A 20,745-nucleotide genomic window follows, 5' to 3' on the forward strand; every position below is an offset into this window, starting at 1 on the left:
ACGCACCTTCCTCTCGTCGTCGTGTCGTCCGTCGCGGCGCCGCCGCGGGGCGATGGCACGACGCATCATCAGTTCGCGGACGCCCGCACGTCGAAGCGGATCCACTCGATGCGCCGGCTCCCGTCGCGCTCCCTGCGAGACAGCTCGACGTCGAGGATCTCGATCTCGACGCGCAGCCCTTCGATGTGAGCCGCGTAGGCCCGCCCTCGCTCAGGGGCGTCGCCGCGCCTCCCGCTCGCGTCGAGGCGGAACAACGTCTTGCTGTCGCCGCCGTCCTCGGCGACAGCGCGCCCGACGATCGTCGTCGGCCGACCGCTCGCGCTCTCGATGCAGCGGATCGCGACCTCGACCGCGTCGCCTCGTGCGCGCACCTCGCGCCGGAACTCGTCGGAGCAGCGCCACATCTCGAACTGCTCCCACAGCGACGGGCCGCGATGTCGGGGCCACGGCGATACGTCCCAGCGAGCGGACGAGACGTAGAAGCTCACCTCGTCATACGACCACCGGGAGGGAGCATCCGCCCAACCCGGCGGCGCGGGCCACCAGCGCGGTTCAACGACGACGCGGCCTCGCCCGCGCCCCTGCGGCCCGGGCGGGTCGATGATGACGGCCCCTGGGCCGCGCCCGACGTCCCGGCCTCCCGCGGCACGCGGGTGGAACGACGCCGATGCCCTGAACGCCCATGGCGTCGCCCACCCCGTCGGCCACGCGCCGTCGTGCGCGTACGCGACGATGGTCTCGACGCCCGGGGGACCCGCCACGCGCAGCGAGTAGCGACGGCTGTCGGGGATCCGATGGACCTCGTGCGAGCGGACGAAGCCCGATCCCGTCCAGGCCGACGGGAACAACACCTCGACATCACCTGTCGTGGTGTAGCTCAGGATGGTGACGTAGCAGGGACGGTCGACACGGAAGTACACGGCGATGCGGTCTCCGGGCTCGTAGGTCGCCCACTCGCCGCGGTCGACCCACACCCTGATCCTCGGAGCGTCCGACTGATCCCAGTCCCTCCAGTCGCGGGCGTCCGGCCACCAGGGTTCCGGCGTGGGAACGATCCTCTGTGCGGCGGGAGCGCCCTCGACCCTCTCGGGCTGGGCGCTCCCTGAGTCCTCCTCCACCACGGTCGCACCGGCGGCGACCGCGACGGCGGAGGCAAGCGCGACGGCAGTCAGCGTCGGCAGCTTCCACATCGATAGCAAACGTCCCATCGTCTTCCACCTCCCTTGCGAGCGCGCGGACTCGAGTCTTCCGTCTGCCGTTCTCCGTCCGCACCGTTGCAACGCGATGCCGTTAGACGGGAGCGATGCGTGCTCATTCAACGCGCGCGGGCCGGGCTCCTCGAGCCCGGCCCGACGCCGACGCGTCTGCTGATCCCCGGCGCGCGTCGCGCCGGCTCTCACCGCGACCGATCAGGTGCGCGCGGTGAGAGCCAGGATGAGCACGCCTCCCGCGATCGGCGGACCGCCGAGCAACACGGTCCCGCCGTTCTCGAGGCGGATCCTCGTGCGGAGCACGACCTCGGCCTCGGGGTGTCCGCGACCCGGCGCCGGCCCACCTCGGGCCTGCTCGCCCTCGCGAAGCAGGCTGATCGTCATCTCGATCCTGCCCTCGCTGTCTTGCTTGGGCGGCTCGGGCTGCACCTCGAGCGAGAAGCGCTCAGGCAGCTGAATGGCGGCGGTCCCGCCGAACCGCGCCCGGACCTCCGACCTGCCGAGGAACGAGTATCTCGTGTACGCGAAGAGCGAGCGGAGATTCTTGGCGAACTGGGAGAGCCGCGGGTCCACGACGGGCGCGGACGAGGGCCCACCCGCTGCGACCGCCGACGCCGCCGAGATCGACGTCACGCCGATGAGCACCTCGTCCCTCGCCGTGACCGGGAGCGGGGCAAGCGCGAGCAGCGCGAGAACAGCAGGCAGGATGATCGCGGTCTTCGTCATGGCCTCCGCGCTCACTGGCGAGCGCTCCCTGCTCCGGGCTCCTCCGAAAACACCCAGATGACCGTCATCCTGGGGTCCTCGGAGGTGAAGAACATGGGCGTGGAACCCGCGGCGTACGTCTCGATGCTGTCGACGATGCACTCGTTGCCGCCGCCCCAGCGACCGAACGACAGGAGCCCCCGTTGCCCCACGGCGGCCACCGCAATGACGAGGGCCGCGCAGGCGACGGCGAACGCGAAGGCAGGTCGCCGCACGGCCGGCTCCGGCGGCCTGAGCTCCCGAGGCCGCGTCGCGCGCCTGGCCTCCCGATCGACGCCGTCCAGGGCCTGCGAGAGACCGCGGCGGAACGCGTTCCACCGCTCCGGCGTCGCCGCCGGCACGCCGACCCTGCTCAGGATTCTACCAGACGCGCGGATCGAGTCAAGCTCACGGGCGCAGCGGGCGCAGCGGGCGACATGCCGTTCGACGGAGCGCGCGCGTCGCTCGCCGAGCTCTCCGTCCGCGTACGCCGTGAGCCATCTGCTGAAGCGATAGCAACCGATCATGCGTCCCTGTCCTTCTCTGCGCCGGCATCCAGTCCGTTCTCCACGTACGGCTTGAGCATCGTCCGCAGCTTCTTCCTCGCGTAGTGGAGGCGAGACATCACCGTACCGATCGAGCACCCGACAACGTCCGCGATCTCCTTGTACGACAACCCCCTGATCTCGTACAGCACGAACACGGACTTGTGATACGACGGCAACGCGTCGACGGCGCGCTGGATCTGCTCACCCAGCTCGGACGAGAGTGCCAGGCCGTCCGGGCCCACGGCGCGGTGGGCCGTGGCCGGTTCGCTGTCCGCGTAGTCTGCGACCTCCTCCGGCACCGTGTGCGGCTCGATGGAACGTGAGCGGCGACGCGTGTGATCGATGCAGGTGTTGATGGCGATCCTGTAGAGCCAGGTCGAGAAGCTCGACCGCCCCTTGAAGGTCTTGATCCCACGGTATGCGCGAACGAACACGTCCTGCGACAGGTCCATGGCGAGGTCGGGGTCTCTTGCGAAACGATAGGCGACGGCGTACACCAGCTCCTTGTAGTGATCCACCAGCAGGTCGAACGCCCCGCGGTCACCCGCCTGGCTCGCTCGCACGAGCTCCGCGTCTCGCTCCTTGGAATCGGGCTCAGGCATGGCGCCCGGTGAACTCCTTGGACGGCGAAGGCCGGAGGGTATTCGCCCCGCATCCGTGCCCGTGGGAAGGGGACCGGACGGCTACGAAGGTCCCCCCCGCGCTCACAGGCGAATCTCGCCGAACTCCCGCAGCTTCCCGGTGACGAGCGCCTGGATCTCCCTGAGGCGGGACTCAGTCCGGGCCTCGAAGCGCATGACGATGACGGGCTGCGTGTTCGACGCCCGGACGAGCCCCCAGCCGTCGCCGAACTGGATGCGCACGCCGTCCACGTCGATGACGTCGTGATGGGACCTGAAGTACTCCACGGCCTTCCGCACGATCTCGAACTTCGTCGCGTCGTCCTTCGTCTCGCCGCGGATCTCGGGCGTGGAGTGGTACCGTGGGATGGTCGCCACGAGCTCGGAGAGCGGCGCGGCGGCCCGCGACAACATCTGGAGGATCCTGCAGGAAGCGTAGATCGCGTCGTCGAACGGGTAGTAGCCGTCGGCGAGCACCATGTGCCCGCTCATCTCGCCGCCGATGGGCGCGCCGGTCTCCTTGATCTTCCGCTTGAGCAGCGAGTGCCCCGTCTTCCACATCAGCGGCTTCCCGCCGTGTGCCTCGATGTCCTCGATGAGCGCCTGCGAGCACTTGACGTCGAAGACGATCTCGGCGGGGCCCGCCGCGAGCACCTCCCGCGCGAGGAGGGCCAGGACCTTGTCGGCGAAGACCATCTCGCCCTTCTCGTCGATCGTGCCCACGCGGTCCGCGTCGCCGTCGTACCCGATGCCCACGTCCGCCTTGTGCCGCACCACGGCCGCGATGAGGTCCTTCACGTACTCCGGGACGGTCGGGTCCGGATGGTGGTTGGGGAAGTCGCCGTCGGGCTCGCAATAGAGCGGCACGACCTCGCATCCGAGGCTCTTGATGAGATCGCAGGCGACGAGGCCCGCGCAGCCGTTTCCCGCGTCGACGACGACCTTGAGCGGCCGGGCGAGCGAGATCCTGGAGCGGATCGCGTCCTTGTACGCGTCGAGAAGGGCGGTCTCCGTGCGGGTTCCGCGGCCGCTCTCGAAGTCGCCGCGCTGGGCGATCTGCCAGAGCTCCTGGATCTCCGCCCCGTACATCGAGTCCGTCCCCGCGTTCAGCTTAAGCCCGTTCATGTCGGGCGGGTTGTGACTGCCTGTGATCATCACGCCGCCGTCCACCGCGCGCTCGTGCAGCCCGAAGTAGAAGGCAGGCGTCGGCACGACCCCTGCGTCCACGACGTTGATGCCCGTCGAGAGCAGCCCCTCGGTGAGCGCGCGGCGGAACCGCTCGGTCGAGTGGCGCACGTCTCCCCCGACGAGGGCCGCCCGACCGCCGCGCCGCCTGAGATGGGTTCCGAACGCCCTGCCGACGTTCCGAACGACATCCTCGGTCAGATCGCGGTCGACGACGCCCCTGATGTCGTACTCACGGAAGATGTGCCGCTCCATCGCGTCTCCCTGCTGCGCGTTGCGCGTCCGTGGGTAGGTCGAACCGATCAGATGAGGATCACGCCGATCCTGGACCTGACCTCGTCCATCGTGGCTCTTGCGACTGCGCGGGCCCGTTCGGAGCCGTCGCGCAGGACCGCGCGGATGTCGTCAGGGGCGCGAAGCAGCGCGTCACGCTTCTCGCGGATGGGCCCGACGAGCTCCTGAACGTGCGTGATGACGATGCGCTTGCAGTCGAGGCATCCGATGGAAGCGGTCCGACAGCCCTTCGCGCACGCCTCGACCTCATCCGGCGTGGACAGGATCCTGTGGTAGCTCATGATGTTGCAGACGTCGGGGTTGCCGACGTCGGTTCGGCGGATCCGCGCCGGGTCCGTGGGAGCCGTGGACAGCTTCTTCGCGATGACGTCGTCCGGATCGTCGAGATATAGGCAGTTGTCCAGGCTCTTGCTCATCTTGCTCGCGCCGTCCAGCCCCTGCACGCGGGCGCCTTCACCGAGAACCTCCTTCGGCTCGGGGAAGGTCTCGCCGAAGACCGCATTGAACCGGCGCGCCACCTCCCGCGCGAACTCAAGGTGCGGCACCTGGTCGTCGCCGACCGGGACGATCTCCGACTTGTATAGGAGGATGTCCGCCGCCATGAGCACGGGGTAGGCGAAGAGCCCCATGTTCACGTTGTCCGGGTTCTGCCTGACCTTCTCCTTGAACGTCGGTACGCGCGCAAGCCTCCCCATGGGCGTCACGCAGTCGAGGACCCAGGCGAGCTCCGTGTGTTCCTTCACCTGCGACTGCACCATGAGGATGCTCTTCGAAGGGTCGAGCCCCGCGGCGAGGTAGCTCGCAGCGGCATCGAGAACGCGGCCCGGCAGCTCCTGCGGAGCGTACCGCACCGTCATCGCGTGGTAGTCCACGATCCCGAACACGGGCTCATACTGCTCCTGGAGCCGTATCCACTGCGAGATCGCGCCGAGGTAGTTGCCGATGTGAAGCCGCCCGCTGGGCTGGATGCCGCTGAAGAAGTGCTTCTTCATCTGGGTTCAGATCTCCCTGTGCTCCAGGTCCTCGTCGTGCGCGCGAGCCTGCCGTCCGCCTCCGCGGGCGCTCAACCAGTCGGGCGCGTCAGCGCGATCCCGCCTCGATTGCCGCCAGTCTCTTCCGTGCTTCGTCGGAGACCGGGTTCGCGCGAAGGGCGCGCTCGTAGTCGGCGACGGCCGCCGCCCTGTCGCCCGCCGCCTCGTGGTATCTGCCGGAAGCGAGGTGCAGCGCCTCGAGCGCCTGCGGCTGGTTGCCTGTCTTCGCAACGAGAAGGCGCGCCGCAGCGATGCCCGTCCGGGCCTCATCGAGCCGCCGAAGCCCGACGAGCGCCATGGCCCGAGTGGCGTGGCCGATGGGGTCGTCCTTCTTCATCGAGACGTATGCGTCGAGGTGCCTGAGGGCCGCCGTGTGCGCGTTGGCTCGAAGGTAGAGCTGGCCGAGCCAGAGCCGGAGCCCGGCGTTCTTGGGGTCGAGTCGAGCCGCCGCGTCGAGCGCCTCGAGCCCCGCCGTCAGCCGCCCCGACCGCACGAGCGCCTCGCCGTACGCGTAGCGGTACGACGCTTGGCGCGGCGCGAGGAACGCCGCGGCCCCGTACTCGTTCACCGCCGTCGCCCAGTCGTTGGCGGCCTTCGCCGCGTTCCCGCGCTCGAAGTGCGCACGGGCCCTGTCGGCGCTCTCGATCACGGGAAGGACGCCGTCCGCGTCCACCAGGATCCTGAGCGGCTCGCTCTCGGCGACGAAGTCGAAGGGCTGCTCGGACGACTCGATCGCGACGACCTCGTCGTACGACCACAGACCCAGGTCAACGGTCAGCGGCACCGGCGTCCGGTAGATCTCCCCGTCCTGCCTGATCGTGCCCTGCACGCGGTACCGCCGCCCCCTCACGTGGGAAACCGTGTAGTCCAGCACGTACGTGGGAAGGTCGCCGCGGTAGACCCATTCGTAGAAGAACCAGTTGAGGTCCTGCTCGGTGGCCTCTTCGAAGGCCGCGACGAGGTCGCGGAATCCCGCCGTCCGGCCCCGGTGCCGCTCGGCGAACACCCGAAGCGCGCGGCAGTACGCGTCGCGCCCGATCAGGCGCTCGAGCATGTCAAAGAGCGCCGCCCCCTTGCCACGGCAGATGCGCCGGTCATCGCACGGGGACTCGCCGAGGCACGCGCTGAGCGGTGCCGAGCCGCCGGCCTCCGAGAGGGCCCGCGCGTACTGCGCGCGGCGGAACTCCCGCCGGCGGAGCGCCTCCTCGTCGCCTCCGGTGGCTTCGAGCCAGTCCACCTCGGCCGCCGCGGACAGCCCCTCCGCGACCAGCGCGCCCGCGTCCATCGAGCACGCCCACCAGCTCCTCGCGAGCTCCAGCGAACATCTCGTGAGCGCGGACGAGCCGCTGGTCAGTCCAAGACCGTCCACGTCCTGAACGACGATGAGCCCCGCTCCCGAGGCCGCGGACTCGAACCCCTCGAGGTTCGGAGGCAGCAGGAGGACGTTGAGCCACCTGAACGGATAGCCGCCGTAGCATGCCTCGAGATACCCGACGAGCCCCTTGAGCTCGCCCGCGGGGCCGGGCGGGACGTCGGGCTTCCATCCCCCGGTGAGGGTGTCGCCGGGCGCGGGAACGTACCAGTGGTATCCGAGGAACACGTTCCCCCAGACTCCGAACGAGTTCCCGATCCGGCCGACGGCCGCGGATGCCGCGGCGAGCGGCTCCGCCGACTCCCAGATGTCGCCCGCGCTGCAGCGCCCGTCCGAGGACGGCATCGCCATGCCGACGAGCATGCCCGTGCACACGCTGGAGTACTCGTCCGGGTATCGCAGCACGATCCGCATGGTGGCCGGATCGTGCGCCTCGCTCATCGGATACCAGGCCGACTCGCCGCCCAGGTACAGCAGCCCGGGATTGGCGAGGATGCCGCCCCCCGCGGCGACCGTGCCCTGGTAGCGAAGGACCACCCTCACCGGCCCCTCCGGCACGCCGCGCAGCAGCACGCTGATCGTCCTGCCGTCCCGGACGAAGGCGAGCGCCGCGCCGGACGCCGCCCGCACGGTCGTGACGGCGAGCCCCTCGTTCAGCACGAGCGTGAGGCGGTCCGCGCCCGCGCGCATGGTGATCGCGCACTCGCCGGACACGCGGCGTCTGGGAGGATCCACGCACACGTCGAGCTCGTAGCGCTCGACGTCCTGGCGCGCGAGGATCTCGGCCGTCCCGGCCGTTCTGGCGTCGTCCTTCCGGAACAACTCCCGGACGGCCCGCCCCGCGTGGTCGGACATCGCGGAGATGACGGGCTGCTGCGCGAACGCGCAGGCCGCGCAGGCGAGGACGAACATCAGAGCGTGGAGAATCCGCACACCTTCCTCCGGAGAGAGCGCCGCGGGCGGGCCCCGTGGCCGTCGCGGGCGGCCATGATAGCACGCCGCCCGCGCGGCGGCAAGGCGGCCCCCGCTCCCGGCGGCTCCTTGACTGCGGCCCGGCGCAGCGCTAAGATGGCCGGTGGCCTCAGGGAAAGGAGCCGCGCCACATGCCCCCGGTCTACAGCGACAAGGTGCTCGATCACTTCAGGAACCCGCGGAACGTGGGCGAGCTCGAGCATCCTGACGGCGTGGGGGTCGAGGGCAATCCCGTGTGCGGCGACCTCATGGAGATCCAGATCCAGGTCGAGAACGACCGCATCAAGGACATCCGGTTCCGCACCTTCGGATGCGGCTCGGCGATCGCAACGAGCAGCATGGTGACGGAGCTCGCGAAGGGGAAGACGCTCGACGAGGCGATGACGATCACGAGGGAGACGGTCGCGACGGAGCTGGACGGCCTGCCCCCTCAGAAGATGCACTGCTCGAACCTCGCGGCCGACGCACTCCACAAGGCGATCGAGGACTACAGGAAGAAGCACGGCGGCGCCCCGGGGAGCGGGCAGGCCTAGACGGTCTAGTTCCCGAAGCCTCCGTAGATCTCGCGGTAGATCCCGGAATAGCGGTACACGCGCTCCACGTAGTCTCTGGTCTCGGCGAAGCCGATATCCTCGAAGAAGACGTCCGAGTCCCCCGTCCCGCCGTAGTTCCACCACCGCTTCACGTTCCCCGGCCCCCCGTTGTACGCGGCCAGCGCGCGCAGCACGTCGCCGTCGAAGTCCGCAAGCTGCTGCGACAGGTAGTACGCGCCGAACTCGATGTTCGTCTCCGGATCGTTGAGCCGGCTCACCGCGAAGCCCCTGTGGCCCAGGCGCCTCGCGATCCACTTGCCCGTCTCCGGCATGATCTGCGAGAGCCCGCGCGCGCCCGGGCCCGAGCGCGCGACCGACTCGAACAGGCTCTCCTGACGGATCAGCGAGAAGAACAGGCTCGGGTCCACGCCGCGCTTCGCGCACTCCCGCACCACGACATCGCGCCAGTGCGCCGGGCAGATCTTCCTACGCAGGTAGACCGGCGCGTCGCTGATCTCGTCGGCCGGCGAGAGCCTGAGCATCCGCTCCGCGAACCGGATCGCGCGACGGTGGAAGCCGTTGCGTTCGTAGTACCCGATGAGCACGTCGAGCATCCTCGGGTCGGAGGCGAACCCGGCCTCGAGCTTCGACAGCTCCGCGGCGGCCGGCCCCGGCATGTGAAGGCAGAGGAAGTGGTCGGCCCTGACGAACGTGGGGTCCTCGGAGAGCCGCTCGCGCATCGCGGCGCTCACGCCGGGCACGTAGACGCGCTCGTGCCACTCCGCGAGCCACGCGGCGAAGTCCCGCCGCTCCTGGCTCCACGGCAGGCCGGGCGGGCGCGACGCGAGCGTCGCCGGCTGCGGGGATGTCGCAGGCTCCGGACGACCGTCCTCCAGGAAGGCCAGCCGCTCGAGCGCCCGCCTCCCGTAGAACGAGTCGCGCGCCGCGCCCGCCGCCTCGCGGTATCGCTCGATCGCGCTGTCGATGCGCCCGAACCGCTCGTCGACCTTCCCGACCCAGTAGAGCGCTCTCGCGGCCCGCGCGCCGGTCGAGCTCGCGTAGAGCGTGGCGAAGTCGGCCGCCGCCTCGCGGTACTTCCCCAGCTTGTAGAGACACAGCCCTGCGCGGAAGAGCGCGTCGCCCGCGCGCTCCGAGGACGGATACCTGTCTGCCAAGGCGCTGAATGCGTCCCGGGCCTCGTCCCAGCGCTGCTCCTCCTCCAGGAGGCGCGCCTTCTCCCAGAGGATGTGCGCCGTCCCGATCCGGTCCGCGTACAGCGCGGCGTACCTGTCGTACGCGGCGACGCTCTCGTCGATGCGCCCCAACCGCCTGAGGCAGAAGGCGAGCTTCGACCACGCGAGGTCGGCGTACCCCCCCTCCGCCCCCAGCTCGACGGCCCGCTCGTACTCCCGGGCCGCCCCCCGGAAGTTGCCCTGGCGCTGTTGGCACCGGCCCAGGTGGTACGCGGCCTGCGCCGCGAACTCGCCCGCGTCGTGCTTGAGGTAGTGGGTGAAGAACTCCGCGGCGTCGCGGAGCCTCCCATCGTGGTAGGCCACGAGCCCCTGGTGGTACCGGTCGGTGAACGAGCGCGAGACGGCGCGGCCGCGCTTGAGCGCGTCGCGGGCGCCCGCCGTGCTCGGGTGGGCCGTCACGGCGGTGGCGTAGCGCTCGAGCGCCCGGTCGGTCTCGCCCAGCTCCTCGTGGGCAAGGCCGATCTTGTAGAGCGCCTTCGCGAGGTCGCCGTCGGCGGCGGCCTCGAGCATCTCCTCGTACCATCGCAGAGCCGACGTCGCGTCCCCAGCGTCGAGATACGCGTCACCGAGCGACTCGAGCGCCTGGAGATCGAAGCTCGTTGTGACGCCGTCGCTCAGCACCTCCCTGAGCGTGGACACCGCGGCCTCGAGATCGCCGCTCTCCAAGCGGCATCGGGCCAGACGCACGCGGATGGCGTCCGAGATGACGGGGAGAGCGACGAGAGCGTTACCGTAGGCGGCGGAGGCTTCGTCCCAGCGCTTGAGGCTCTCCAGCGATCGCCCCTCGAGAAACCGCGAACGCGCAGCCATGTTCGAGAGATAGACGTCCGTGGTCCCGTTGTTCGCGGCGATGGTCTCGGCCGTCCGCGCGTACAGCGCCGCCGCCCGTCGGTACTCGCCCGCAGTGAAGCTCCTCTCCGCGGCGGCGTGGAGCGAGTCGACGTCGGTACGCCACGAGGCGGACGCCGGTCCGACGAGGCAGGAGAGCTGGAGCGCGCAGACGAGCGCCATGGTAACGAGCTTCGGATGCGCTCTCATCGCAGGACAGCGGAGCAAGAACCGGACCGGGCGGGGCGAGGGCGCGCCGCGGGCGCGGCGCCGTGAGAGGATCATCGGCCTGTCTTCTTCTGCGCCTCCGACGCCGCGACGAGGACCGGGTCCCACACCGGGGAGAACGGCGGCGCGTAGCTCATGTCGACGTCGGCGAGCTGGGAGACGGTCATGCCCGCGTGGAGCGCGGCGGCGATCGTGTCGATGCGTTTGGCGACACCCTCGCGGCCGACCATCTGCCCGCCGAGGAGCCTGCCGCTGCCGCGCTCGAAGACGAGCTTGACCGCGATGGGCGACGCGCCCGGGTACGCCGGCGAGCGCGACGGCGCCGCGATCCTGACCGAGTCGGCGTCCAGCCCCTCGCGGCGCGCGGCCTCGCTCGAGAGCCCGGTGCCGGCCACCTCGAGATCGAACACCTTCGTGGCGTTCGTGCCGGCGATGCCGCCGAAGGCGCGGTTCCCCCCGACGGCGTTCTCCCCGGCGATGCGCCCCTGCTTGTTCGCCGTCGTGCCGAGGGGGATCCACGCGGGGCGTCGCGTCACGACGTGCATGGCCTCGCAGCAGTCTCCCGCGGCGAGGACCGCGGGCTCGCTCGTCACCTGCCGCGCGTCGACCTTGATCGCGCCGCTTGGGCCCGTCTCGATGCCGGCGGCGCGCGCGAGCTCCGACGCCGGCCGGATCCCGACGGCCACGAGAACGAGGTCCGCCGGAAGCCGCTGCCCGCCGGCGAGGACGCAGCCGACGCTCCGGCCGTCCGCGCCCGGCTCGAACCCCTCCACCTTCGTTCCCTTCCGGACCTCGACGCCCTTGTCGAGCAGCTTCCGCTCGACGAGCTCGCTCATGTCCGCGTCGTACGTGGACAGGAGCGACGGCAGAAGCTCGACGACGCTCACGGCGAGCCCGCGCGCGGCGAGCGCCTCGGCCATCTCGAGGCCGATGTACCCGCCGCCGACGATCGTCGCGCGCCGCGCGCCCTGCGACACGCGCCGCTTGAGCGCCTCGCCGTCCTCGAGCGTCCTGAGCGTGAACACGCCGTCGAGGTCCGCGCCGGGCAGGGGCACTCGAACGGCCCGGGCGCCCGTGGCGATGACGAGCGCGTCGAAGGCGAGCGCCTGCTCGCCCTCGGACGCGCGCAGCGTCACGGTCCGCTTTCGCGGATCGAGCGCCATGGCCTCCGTGCGGAGCCGGACGTCGATCCGGCGCTCGCGGCGGAAGAACGCGGCGTCGTGCGCGATGAGGGCGTCCCGCTCCGGAACGACGTCCGCGATGAAGTACGGCAGTGAGCACGCCCCGTAGGAGACGTCGTCGCCCTTCTCGACCGCCACGATCTCGATGTCGGGACGCAGCCGCCGCGCCCGGCTCGCCGCGCTCATGCCCGCGGCCACGCCGCCCACGACGACCAGCCGACCACCCTCGCGCATTGCCGACGCCATCGCTCCTCCTGGGTGACCGAATGGCTACCACATCGGCCGCGGCGTGGCAAGTCTCCGGCGGGGCCTCGTCACGCGGCGAGCCCCGCCGCGGTCGGCCGCGCGACCCGCCCGCCAAAGCGGTGGGGGCGGCACGAGGCCGCCCCCACCAAGGCCGGCGCACTCACGTTGTCCACCCACCATGCTGCCGCGTCGGCCTCCGTCTGTTCGGACCGAGAGACAGGCCCTACGAGATCTCGACCTTCTTCGCCTTCGCCGTCTCGGCCTTGGGAACGCGTACGGTCAGCACGCCACTCAGAGTGAGCTGGATGTCGACGGTCGGGCTCCAGCTGAACTCGGAGAAGGAGAGGGGACTCATCCAGTTCCGGATCAGCCGGTCCATCGCCCTGCCCATGTCTTCGGCAACGACCGGCAGGTCCCTTCTCGGCCTCCAACGAACGAGCTCCATCTGCTTCACCTCCTTCCCTAAGTGATGTGCTTACGGTCGGCTGCGAGGATTCTGATGCGGAAGACCGTCCGGCGATTCTGGGCCGCTTGCGACGCAGCGAGCCCCGAAGAACGTGGAGCCCCCGGTCCGAACCGGAGGCTCCACAACGGTCCTGCTCGCCGCGCCTGCGCGCCGTCGGACGGCAACGCTCGCTGCGACGCTCTCGGGAGCGTCGTCCGCGCCTACGGCTTGTCCTCCTCAAGGCACTTCCTGAGCGCCTCGTGGAGCCGAGCCCGCGCCGCGGGCGGCAGCACGATGCGCTCCTGGACCACCTGGTGGAGGACGATCGTCCGGCGGAAGGTGTGCAGCATCGCCTGCGCCTTCACGCAGCTCCGGAGATGCTCCTCGATCTCGAGCCTCAGCTCCTCGCCGGCCTCGCCGTCGACGTACGCCGACAGAGCCTCCAGGAGCCCCTTGCAGTCGAGCATGCTACTCCTCGAAGCGCCCGCCCAGATTCGCGGCGAGGAACTTCTCGGCCGCCGCGTAGTAGCGGAGCCGGTTGCCGGGCTTGGCGAACCCGTGCCCCTCGTCCTCGAACAGCAGGTACTCGTGGGCGATGCCCTTCGCCTTCATGGCCGCGACGATCTGTTCGGCCTCGGCCTGCTTGACGCGCGGGTCGTTGGCCCCGTGCGCGATGAGCATCGGGATGCGGATCGCGTCCACCTTGAAGAGCGGCGAGCGCGACTCGAGAAACTCCCTGTCCGTCACGGGGTCGCCGACTCGCTTGTGCAGCACGGACAGCATGGACGACCAGTACGGCGGCACGGTCTCGATGAACGTGACGAGGTTGCTCGGCGCGACGGCGGCGACCGCGCAGGCGAAGAGGTCCGGCGTGAACGTCGCGCCGACGAGCGCGGCGTATCCGCCGTACGAACCGCCCATGATCGCGACGCGCCCGGGGTCCGCGATGCCCTGGCCCACGGCCCACGCAACCGCATCCAGGAGGTCGTCGTGCATCCTCCCGCCCCACTCCCTGTCGCCCGCGTTGACGAACTCCTTGCCGTAGCCGGTCGAGCCGCGGAAGTTCACCTGGAGGCACGCGTACCCGCGGTTGGCCAGCCACTGCGCCTCGGGGTTGTATCCCCACGAATCGCGGTACCAGGGGCCGCCGTGGACGTTCAGCACGAGCGGGAGCTTCTGCCGCGGGACGCCGGGCGGACAGGTGAGGTAGCCGCGGATCGTCAGGCCGTCCCGCGACTGAAACGAGACAGGCTCCATGGCGGCCAGGGTGAAGTCCCGGAGATCGGACCGGTTGTCGAAGAGGAACGTGCCCTTCCTGGTCGAGCGGTCGTAGCTGTAGTACGACACGGGGCCGTCGTCCTTCACGTACCCCACGATCCAGGTCCGGTCGGCGTGGTCGCGGCTGTAGGCCTTGAAGTCGCCGCGGTCGAGCGCCTGGAGCGCCTCGAAGTCCGCGCGCAACGAGCCGTCGAGGACGATCCACTCGTCGCGCTCCTTCGTGAACCCGACGGCCTCGATCTCGTGCGTGTCCGGGTTCACCATGGCGTCGCTCACGTCGTACGTCGGATCCTGGGCGATGACCTCGATCGCGCCTGTCGCGAGGTCGAGCTTCACGAGCCGCCCGGCGTTCACGCCCCGCGAGTCGAGAAGGTAGAGCGACCCGCCGTCCTTCGTGAAGGCGACGGGCCCGCTGTTCAGGTTGTCCTCCGGCCCCCAGGTCAGCACCTTCTCCCACGGGGCGGCCTCGGTCTTCCTCACGAGGAGGTCGAACCCGCCCTCGGCGGTCGCCGCCACCGCGCCCCGCACCTTGAGATTGTAGTCCGTCACCCATCCCGCGACGTTCCCCGGGTTCTTCGCGACCATCGTGAGCTCGCCGGTCGCGACGTTCAGGCTGTACACGTCGTGGAGGTGCGGGTCCTCACGGTTCATCATCACGATGAGCGTGTCGGGGTGGCGCTTGTTCTGGTCCACGATCTCGACCTGGACGCCCTCGAACGGCGTGAGGTCGCGCGTCTCCCCCGCAGCGAGACTCACGGCGTACACGCGCCAGTTCTCGTCCCCGTGCGCGTCCTGCAGGTAGATGACGTGCCGGTTGTCCGCCGCCCAGAAGTAGCGAAAGATGCCCCGGTCGGCGTCGCGCGTGATCGGCCGGTCGTCGTCCTCGCCGATGGTCCTGACCCACACGTTGAGCACACCGTCCAGCGGCGCGATGTAGGCGAGCATCGTGCCGTCGGGCGAGACCTTCGGCGCGGCCTTCGTCGGGTTCCCGAAGAGCACTTCGCGCGGGATGAGTCGGACGTCGTGCGAGGCGCAGGAGCACGCGGCGAGCGCGCCGACAAACGCCGTCACGAGACACAGTCTGCCGAGGTTCGTACGCATCACGTGGACCTTCCCCCCGTTCCCTGTTCGCCTCACGCGGCGAGCGCGCCGCGCGAGAAGTAGTCCGAGAGCCTCTCCCTGAGATAGAGCCGTGCGCGGTGCAGCCGCGACTTCACCGCCGGCGTCGTGAGCCCGAGGACCTTGGCGGTGTCCTCCGTCGAAAGCCCGTGGATGTCGCGGAGCACGAACACGATCCTGTTGTCGGGCGCGAGCTCGTTGATGTGCTCCGCGAGCACGGCCCGAAGCTCGTCGTTCATGACCTCCGCGGCCGGATCGCGGGACCAATCGGCTACGTCGCGAGTGCCGTCACCGTCGTCTTCTGATGGCTGATCGAGCGATACGGTTTCAAGCTTCTTCTTCCGAATGCGCATGAGGCAGGCGTTCGTGGCGATGCGGTAGAGCCATGTGGAGAAGGCGGAGTCGCCCCGAAAGCCGGGCAGCGACTGGTAGGCCTTGATGAAGACCTCCTGGAGCACGTCCTCGGCGTCCTCGGGGTTGCCGAGCATCTTGAGGCACAGCCCGTAGACCTTGGACTCGTTGCGGGTCACGAGCGCGTCGAACGCGCCCTTGTCGCCGGCCTGGGCGCGCTGGACGAGCTCGGAGTCGGTGGGTCCTGTGACGGGAAGCATGGCTTCCCTCGCGTCGGGGGGCGGAACGCCGCGCGGGCGGCGCCCGCCCCCGACCGGTTCAGGCTAGAGCTTCGGCGGCGGAGGGATGATGCCCTCCTTCATGAGGACGTGCGCCTGCTCCCTGGCTTCCTTGATCTTGGCCTCGGCCGTGCGATAGAGATCCCGCGCGGACATCGTCACGCGGGCGACCCCTTCTTCGATCGCCTGCATGCCGACGGCCACCGCCTCTCGCGGGAAGACCTCCCACTCAGCCATGCTGGGGATGATGTAGTCCTCGGAGAGGCCCTTGTCCTCGGCGCACTTGGCAAGCTCCCTCGCGGCCGCGATGCACATGCCGTCGGTGATCTTCCTCGCCATGACGTCGAGGGCCCCACGGAAGATCGCCGGGAAACCGAGGGAGTTGTTCACCTGGTTGGGGAAGTCGGAGCGGCCTGTCGCCACGATCCGCGCGCCCGCTTCCTTGGCCTCCCAAGGCCAGATCTCGGGGACGGGGTTCGCGCACACGAAGACGATCGCGTCCTCGGCCATGCTCGCGATCCACTCCTTCTTGACCGTGTCGGGGCCCGGCGTCGAGAGGGCGATGAGCATGTCGGAGCGCCGGATGGTCTCGGCGGGACCGCCGAGGATGCCGCGCTCGTTCGTCCGCGTTGCCAGGTCCCACTTCTCGGGGAAGCCGGGCATGAGGTCCGTGCGCTTCTTGTGGAGGGTCCCCTTGGTGTCGCACATGACGATCCGCCCGGGATCGGCGCCGGCCTGGATCAGGAGGTTCGCGATGCAGACGTTCGACGCTCCGGCGCCGAGCATCGAGATACGGACATCTGAGAGCTCCTTGCCGACGACCTTGAGCGCGTTGATCGCGCCGGCCACGGTGACGGCGGCCGTGCCCTGCTGGTCGTCGTGCCAGACCGGGATGTCGAGCGCGTCGCGCACTTCCCTCAGGACCCTGAAGCACTTCGGCTGCGCGATGTCCTCGAGGTTGATGCCGCCGAACGACGGGCTGATGAGACGCGTCGTCTCGATGAGGACGTCGGGGTCCTTCGTGTTGACGCCGATGGGAATCGCATCCACGCCGCCGAGGTACTTGAAGAGGAGGGCCTTCCCCTCCATGACCGGGAGACCCGCCTCCGGGCCGATGTCCCCGAGGCCGAGCACGCGCGTGCCGTCCGTCACGACCGCGATGGTGTTCTTCTTGTTCGTGTGTTCGTAGACCTTCTCGGGATTCGCGTGGATGTCCTTGCAGGGCGCGGCCACGCCGGGCGTGTACCAGATCGCGAAGTCGTCGAGGTCTCTGATGATGCACTTGGGAACGATCTGATACTTGCCGCCGTAGAAGGGGTGGAGGACCATCGCGTCGTGGCTGGGCTTCTGCGCCTTCTTGATGAGCTGGTCCTTGGTGAGCTTCCTCACCGCAGCCCCTCTGGGCGCCACCTTTGCGCGGCGCGCCGGCCTGCGAGCAGCCGCCTTCTTCACGGGCTTCGGTGACCGACGGGACTTCCCGACGGCTCTCTTCTTCTGCTTCATCTGAGCGCTCCTCCCCCCCGGACTGCGCGCCCGGTTCTACTCGGCACCTGCGACCTGCTCCCCGAACTCCTCGTCCGCGATCTGCGCGACCAGCCGCGGGACCGCCTCGCGCATGATCTCCGCGAGGCTCCCGCTCCGGTCCACGCTGTCCCCCACTTCAATGGCGTAGATCGAGATCTCGCGGGGCATGCAAAGCCCCCTCGATCGGTCGGGGTTCACGGTGGCGCGGTACTCCACCCTGCTCCTCGCGCCGGGGCGGGCCACGAGCTCAAGATCCGAAAGGCCGAGCCGCGTGAGCTCGCCGATCTCGCCCTCGCTCACGTGGATGCAGTCCACGACGACGGCCTTGTCGTAGCCGGCGAAGAGCTCGAGGAGATCGAGGCTGCCGGCCTCGGCCTCGATGATGTGCACGTCGGGGTCGCAAACGGCCTCGTGGAGCCCCCTCGCGACCTCGACGCCCACGCGTCCGCGCGCGGGCGACGGGCCGCCGAGCCCGAGAATGAGCGTCTTCATGGTGCTCCCCCGACTAGCCGAGGATCGCTACCTTCCTCTGGGTGTGCTCGGGCCGCCTGTACTCCGGAAGGAGCATGGGCGACGTGCGCTCCTTCGGTACGCCCTTGCCCTCGAGCTCCGCGTGGAACCGCTTCAGGTGCTCCAGGGTGAGCTTCGGGTGCTTCTTGATGGACGCCGCGCGCTTCGCCGCCGCATCGCCGGCGCGCCGCCCGAAGACGACGACGTCGAGAAGCGAGTTGCCCATCAGACGGTTCCGGCCGTGCATCCCGCCCGCGACCTCGCCGGCCGCGTAGAGGTTCCTGACCGGCGTCTCGCAGGTGACGTCGATCTTGAGACCGCCGTTCTGGTAGTGCTGCGTGGGATACGTGAGAATGGGTTCCTTGCAGAGGTCGATCCCGAACCGGAAGTACTGCCTGTACATCGCCGGGAGCCGCTTCTTCGTCGTTCCGCCGCCGTGGAGCATGTCGATCACCGGGGTGTCGAGCCAGACCGCGGGCTGCCCCGAGGGTGTCACGACGCCCTTCTTGCGCTCCGCGCACTCGCGGATGAACGCCGCGGCCTCGGCGTCGCGGGTCTCCATTTCGTTGACGAACCTGTTGCCCTCGGCGTTGACGACCTGCGCCCCGATGCTCCGCACCTTCTCGGTGACGAGCTGCCCGAGGATCTGCTCGGGGTATGCCGCGCCCGTCGGGTGGTACTGGATGGTGTCCATGAAGACGAGGGGAACACCCGCGCGGTAGCCAAGCACGACGCCGTCCGCCGTCGCGCCGTAGTGGTTCGAGGTCGGGAAGCCCATGATGTGGAGACGGCCGCCCCCGCCGGTCGCGAGGATCGTGGTCTTCGCGCGCGCGACGGAGTACTCCTCGGTCTCCATGTTGTACAGGATGGCGCCGGTCACGGCGTCGCCGTCGGTGAGGAGCTCGTAGGCGGCCGTGAACTCGACCACCGGGACGCGCCGGTTCAGCACCTCGTCCTTGAGGGTCTTCATGATCTCGCCGCCGGTGTAGTCGCGCGCCGCGTGCATCCGCTTGCGCGACGTGCCGCCGCCGTGCTCGGTCGTCATGGTGCCGTCGGGCGCCTTATCGAACATGACTCCCAGGCGCTCGAGCCAGTCGATCACGAGCGGCCCGTCGCCGACGAGCGCGGCCACGAGTTCGGGGTCGTTCTCGTACCCACCTCCGCCCATGACGTCGAGGTAGTGGATCGCGGGGGAGTCGTTCTCCTTGTCGGCGCCCTGGATGCCGCCCTGCGCCATGACGGTGTTGGAGTCGCCGAGCCGGAGCTTGGTGACCATGAGCACGTTCGCGCCCTGCTCCTGTGCCACGAGCGCCGCCGCGGCCCCTGCCCCACCGCCTCCGATGATGAGCACGTCCACGTCGTAGTCCACCTTCGCGATGTCGAGCGCGACGGGGTCGATCCCGCTCCACGCCTCGACGACATCGGCGTACTCCTTCGGCGTCCTCTGGCCCTTCGACGGCCCGACCGCAAGCTCGCGGAAGATCTCCGCGCGGTAGTCGGGGTGGAAGGCCTCAAGGAGCTCCTTCTTCTCCTGCGGCGAGAGGCGGGGAACCTCCTGGTGGAGCCTCGCCTGGCGCGTCGCCTCGACGCGCTTGATCAGTTCGCGCAGTTCGGGGGTGTACACCTCGGTCTCCCTCCTAGGCGGCCTTCTCGATGTCGCGCTTGTTGTAGAGGTCCGTGAGCTGGGCCTTGTCCATCTTCTTGAGCTTCTCGATGTCCCTGGCGCAGGTGCCGTCCTTCACTTCCTTCATCCGCTTCTCGAGGTGCGGCGATTTCGGAGCGATGCAGCGGGAGTAGAGCCGCCGGCAGAGGAGCGCAACGTGGTACTGCACGATCTCCGCCGGGCAGCGCGACGCGCAGAGCCCGCACAGCACGCAGTCGAACGAGAGGTCAGCGGCCTTCGCGATGTCGCCGCGCAGCGCGGCCTGAATGTACTCCATCACCTCGATGTCCTGCGGGCAGACCTTCGTGCACGCGTTGCACGCGAGGCAGCGGAACACCTCGGGGTAGAGCTTGAGGACGGACTCGGCGTTCGGCTTGAGGTCCTCGATGTCGTAGGTCGCCTTGTTGCCCGGGAAGAACGGGATCTCCGCGAGGTACATCCCGTCCTGCACGAGCTCCTGGCAGGCGAGGCCGACCTTGAGCCGGTAGTCGTCCTTCGTCCGGTACACCGTGCCGCAGGCGCCGCAGAACGCGCCCCGGCACCCGCACCCGCGCACGAGCCTGTACCCCGCGTACTCCATCGCCTTCATGATGGTGAGGTTGTTCGGGACCTCGTACTGCCTGCCCATCACGTAGATGGTGACCATCTCGGCCATCGTCGTCTGTCCCCCGTTTCCCCGCGAGGGGCCGCGTTCCTACCGCGCCCTCTTCTTCGCGGCCGATCTCCCGGTCCTCTTCGGAGCCTTCTTCGTGATCTTCCGTGCGGTCTTCTTCGCGGGCTTCTTCGCCGCGCGCTTCGCGGTCTTCTTCGCTGGCGTCTTCACCGCCCGCTTCGCGGACTTCTTCGACGCGGGCTTCTTCCCCGTCGTCCCCGCGGCTGCCTTCGCCGCCAGGCCGGTCGGGCGCGGCCCGCCCACGCGCTCCGCGATCGGCCCGTACTCGAGCGGGCCGAGCGCCCTCACGGCGTCCACGAACCCGTTCATCACGCCGACGAGCTTCTCGCCCTCCGCGGCGGAGATCCACTCGAGCCTCAGGCGCTCGGGCTCGATCCCCATCTGCTCGAGGAGCGGCTTGAGAAGCGCGACGCGACGCATGGTCTTGTAGTTGCCGTCCTGGTAGTGGCAGTCGTTCGGATGACAGCCGCCGATGAGCACGCCGTCCGCACCCTCGCGGAACGCCCACAGGACGTGCTGGGGATCGACACGGCCGCTGCAGTTGACGCGCACGACGACGCCGTTCGGCGGGTACTGCTTGCGCGAGGTCCCCGCGAGGTCCGCGCCTGCGTACGTGCACCACCTGCAGAAGAAGCAGACGATCCTCGGTTCGAACATG

General features: G+C 69.5%; 18 protein-coding genes and 1 pseudogene. 1 reads left to right on the forward strand and 18 read right to left on the reverse strand.

Going from position 1 to position 20,745, the window contains the following annotated elements:
* Window positions 1-68: 68 nt before the first annotated feature.
* From FJY74_02745 to FJY74_02775, 7 genes are all read right to left on the reverse strand, one after another.
* Complete coding sequence (locus FJY74_02745) at window positions 69-1,208, reverse strand: DUF4384 domain-containing protein (protein ID MBM3307226.1); 1,140 nt, start codon at window positions 1,206-1,208, stop codon at window positions 69-71.
* Window positions 1,209-1,409: 201 nt separating this feature from the next.
* Window positions 1,410-1,937: a hypothetical protein gene (locus tag FJY74_02750; protein MBM3307227.1), complete on the reverse strand. Its 528-nt coding sequence runs from the start codon at window positions 1,935-1,937 to the stop codon at window positions 1,410-1,412.
* Between the two features lie 11 nt (window positions 1,938-1,948).
* On the reverse strand, window positions 1,949-2,482 hold the full coding sequence (locus FJY74_02755) for a zf-HC2 domain-containing protein (protein ID MBM3307228.1): 534 nt from the start codon (window positions 2,480-2,482) through the stop codon (window positions 1,949-1,951).
* The gene (locus FJY74_02760; GenBank protein MBM3307229.1) at window positions 2,479-3,105 is read right to left on the reverse strand and encodes a sigma-70 family RNA polymerase sigma factor; all 627 of its coding nucleotides are present in this window, start codon (window positions 3,103-3,105) and stop codon (window positions 2,479-2,481) included. The genes FJY74_02755 and FJY74_02760 overlap by 4 nt, the downstream gene beginning before the upstream one ends.
* A gap of 102 nt (window positions 3,106-3,207) precedes the next feature.
* Complete coding sequence (locus FJY74_02765) at window positions 3,208-4,563, reverse strand: phosphomannomutase/phosphoglucomutase (GenBank protein ID MBM3307230.1); 1,356 nt, start codon at window positions 4,561-4,563, stop codon at window positions 3,208-3,210.
* Between the two features lie 47 nt (window positions 4,564-4,610).
* Complete coding sequence (gene trpS, locus FJY74_02770; GenBank protein ID MBM3307231.1) at window positions 4,611-5,594, reverse strand: tryptophan--tRNA ligase; 984 nt, start codon at window positions 5,592-5,594, stop codon at window positions 4,611-4,613.
* 88 nt (window positions 5,595-5,682) lie between these two features.
* The gene (locus FJY74_02775) at window positions 5,683-7,938 is read right to left on the reverse strand and encodes a tetratricopeptide repeat protein (protein ID MBM3307232.1); all 2,256 of its coding nucleotides are present in this window, start codon (window positions 7,936-7,938) and stop codon (window positions 5,683-5,685) included.
* 170 nt (window positions 7,939-8,108) lie between these two features.
* On the opposite strand from FJY74_02775, the gene nifU reads away from it, so the two are divergent.
* On the forward strand, window positions 8,109-8,510 hold the full coding sequence (gene nifU, locus FJY74_02780) for a Fe-S cluster assembly scaffold protein NifU (GenBank protein MBM3307233.1): 402 nt from the start codon (window positions 8,109-8,111) through the stop codon (window positions 8,508-8,510).
* 5 nt (window positions 8,511-8,515) lie between these two features.
* Here nifU and FJY74_02785 read toward each other — a convergent pair whose 3' ends face one another.
* The 11 genes and pseudogenes from FJY74_02785 to FJY74_02835 form a co-directional block, all read right to left on the reverse strand.
* Window positions 8,516-10,774 (reverse strand): tetratricopeptide repeat protein, encoded by a 2,259-nt coding sequence (locus FJY74_02785; GenBank protein ID MBM3307234.1) that lies wholly within the window; start codon window positions 10,772-10,774, stop codon window positions 8,516-8,518.
* A 98-nt stretch (window positions 10,775-10,872) separates the two neighbouring features.
* Window positions 10,873-12,234, reverse strand: a complete 1,362-nt coding sequence (locus FJY74_02790) for an FAD-dependent oxidoreductase (GenBank protein MBM3307235.1) — start codon at window positions 12,232-12,234, stop codon at window positions 10,873-10,875.
* Window positions 12,235-12,469: 235 nt separating this feature from the next.
* A complete protein-coding gene (locus FJY74_02795) occupies window positions 12,470-12,691 on the reverse strand; it encodes a hypothetical protein (GenBank protein ID MBM3307236.1) in 222 nt (73 codons plus the stop codon).
* 221 nt (window positions 12,692-12,912) lie between these two features.
* Complete coding sequence (locus FJY74_02800; GenBank protein MBM3307237.1) at window positions 12,913-13,158, reverse strand: zf-HC2 domain-containing protein; 246 nt, start codon at window positions 13,156-13,158, stop codon at window positions 12,913-12,915.
* A gap of 1 nt (window position 13,159) precedes the next feature.
* Window positions 13,160-15,070, reverse strand: a complete 1,911-nt coding sequence (locus FJY74_02805; protein ID MBM3307238.1) for a S9 family peptidase — start codon at window positions 15,068-15,070, stop codon at window positions 13,160-13,162.
* 32 nt (window positions 15,071-15,102) lie between these two features.
* On the reverse strand, window positions 15,103-15,699 hold the full coding sequence (locus FJY74_02810) for a sigma-70 family RNA polymerase sigma factor (protein ID MBM3307239.1): 597 nt from the start codon (window positions 15,697-15,699) through the stop codon (window positions 15,103-15,105).
* Window positions 15,700-15,762: 63 nt separating this feature from the next.
* Window positions 15,763-17,220, reverse strand: a complete 1,458-nt coding sequence (locus FJY74_02815; protein MBM3307240.1) for an NADP-dependent malic enzyme — start codon at window positions 17,218-17,220, stop codon at window positions 15,763-15,765.
* A gap of 36 nt (window positions 17,221-17,256) precedes the next feature.
* Window positions 17,257-17,733, reverse strand: coding sequence for a hydrogenase maturation protease (locus FJY74_02820; GenBank protein ID MBM3307241.1), 477 nt, complete (start codon window positions 17,731-17,733; stop codon window positions 17,257-17,259).
* Window positions 17,734-17,746: 13 nt separating this feature from the next.
* Window positions 17,747-19,375 (reverse strand): FAD-binding protein, encoded by a 1,629-nt coding sequence (locus tag FJY74_02825; GenBank protein MBM3307242.1) that lies wholly within the window; start codon window positions 19,373-19,375, stop codon window positions 17,747-17,749.
* Between the two features lie 13 nt (window positions 19,376-19,388).
* The gene (locus tag FJY74_02830) at window positions 19,389-20,069 is read right to left on the reverse strand and encodes a 4Fe-4S dicluster domain-containing protein (GenBank protein ID MBM3307243.1); all 681 of its coding nucleotides are present in this window, start codon (window positions 20,067-20,069) and stop codon (window positions 19,389-19,391) included.
* A 285-nt stretch (window positions 20,070-20,354) separates the two neighbouring features.
* A pseudogene (locus tag FJY74_02835) lies at window positions 20,355-20,744 on the reverse strand (hydrogenase iron-sulfur subunit).
* Window position 20,745 lies beyond the last annotated feature (1 nt).

The organism is Candidatus Effluviviaceae Genus I sp., from assembly GCA_016867725.1.
In the GTDB taxonomy this organism is placed as follows: Bacteria; Joyebacterota; Joyebacteria; order Joyebacterales; family Joyebacteraceae; genus VGIX01.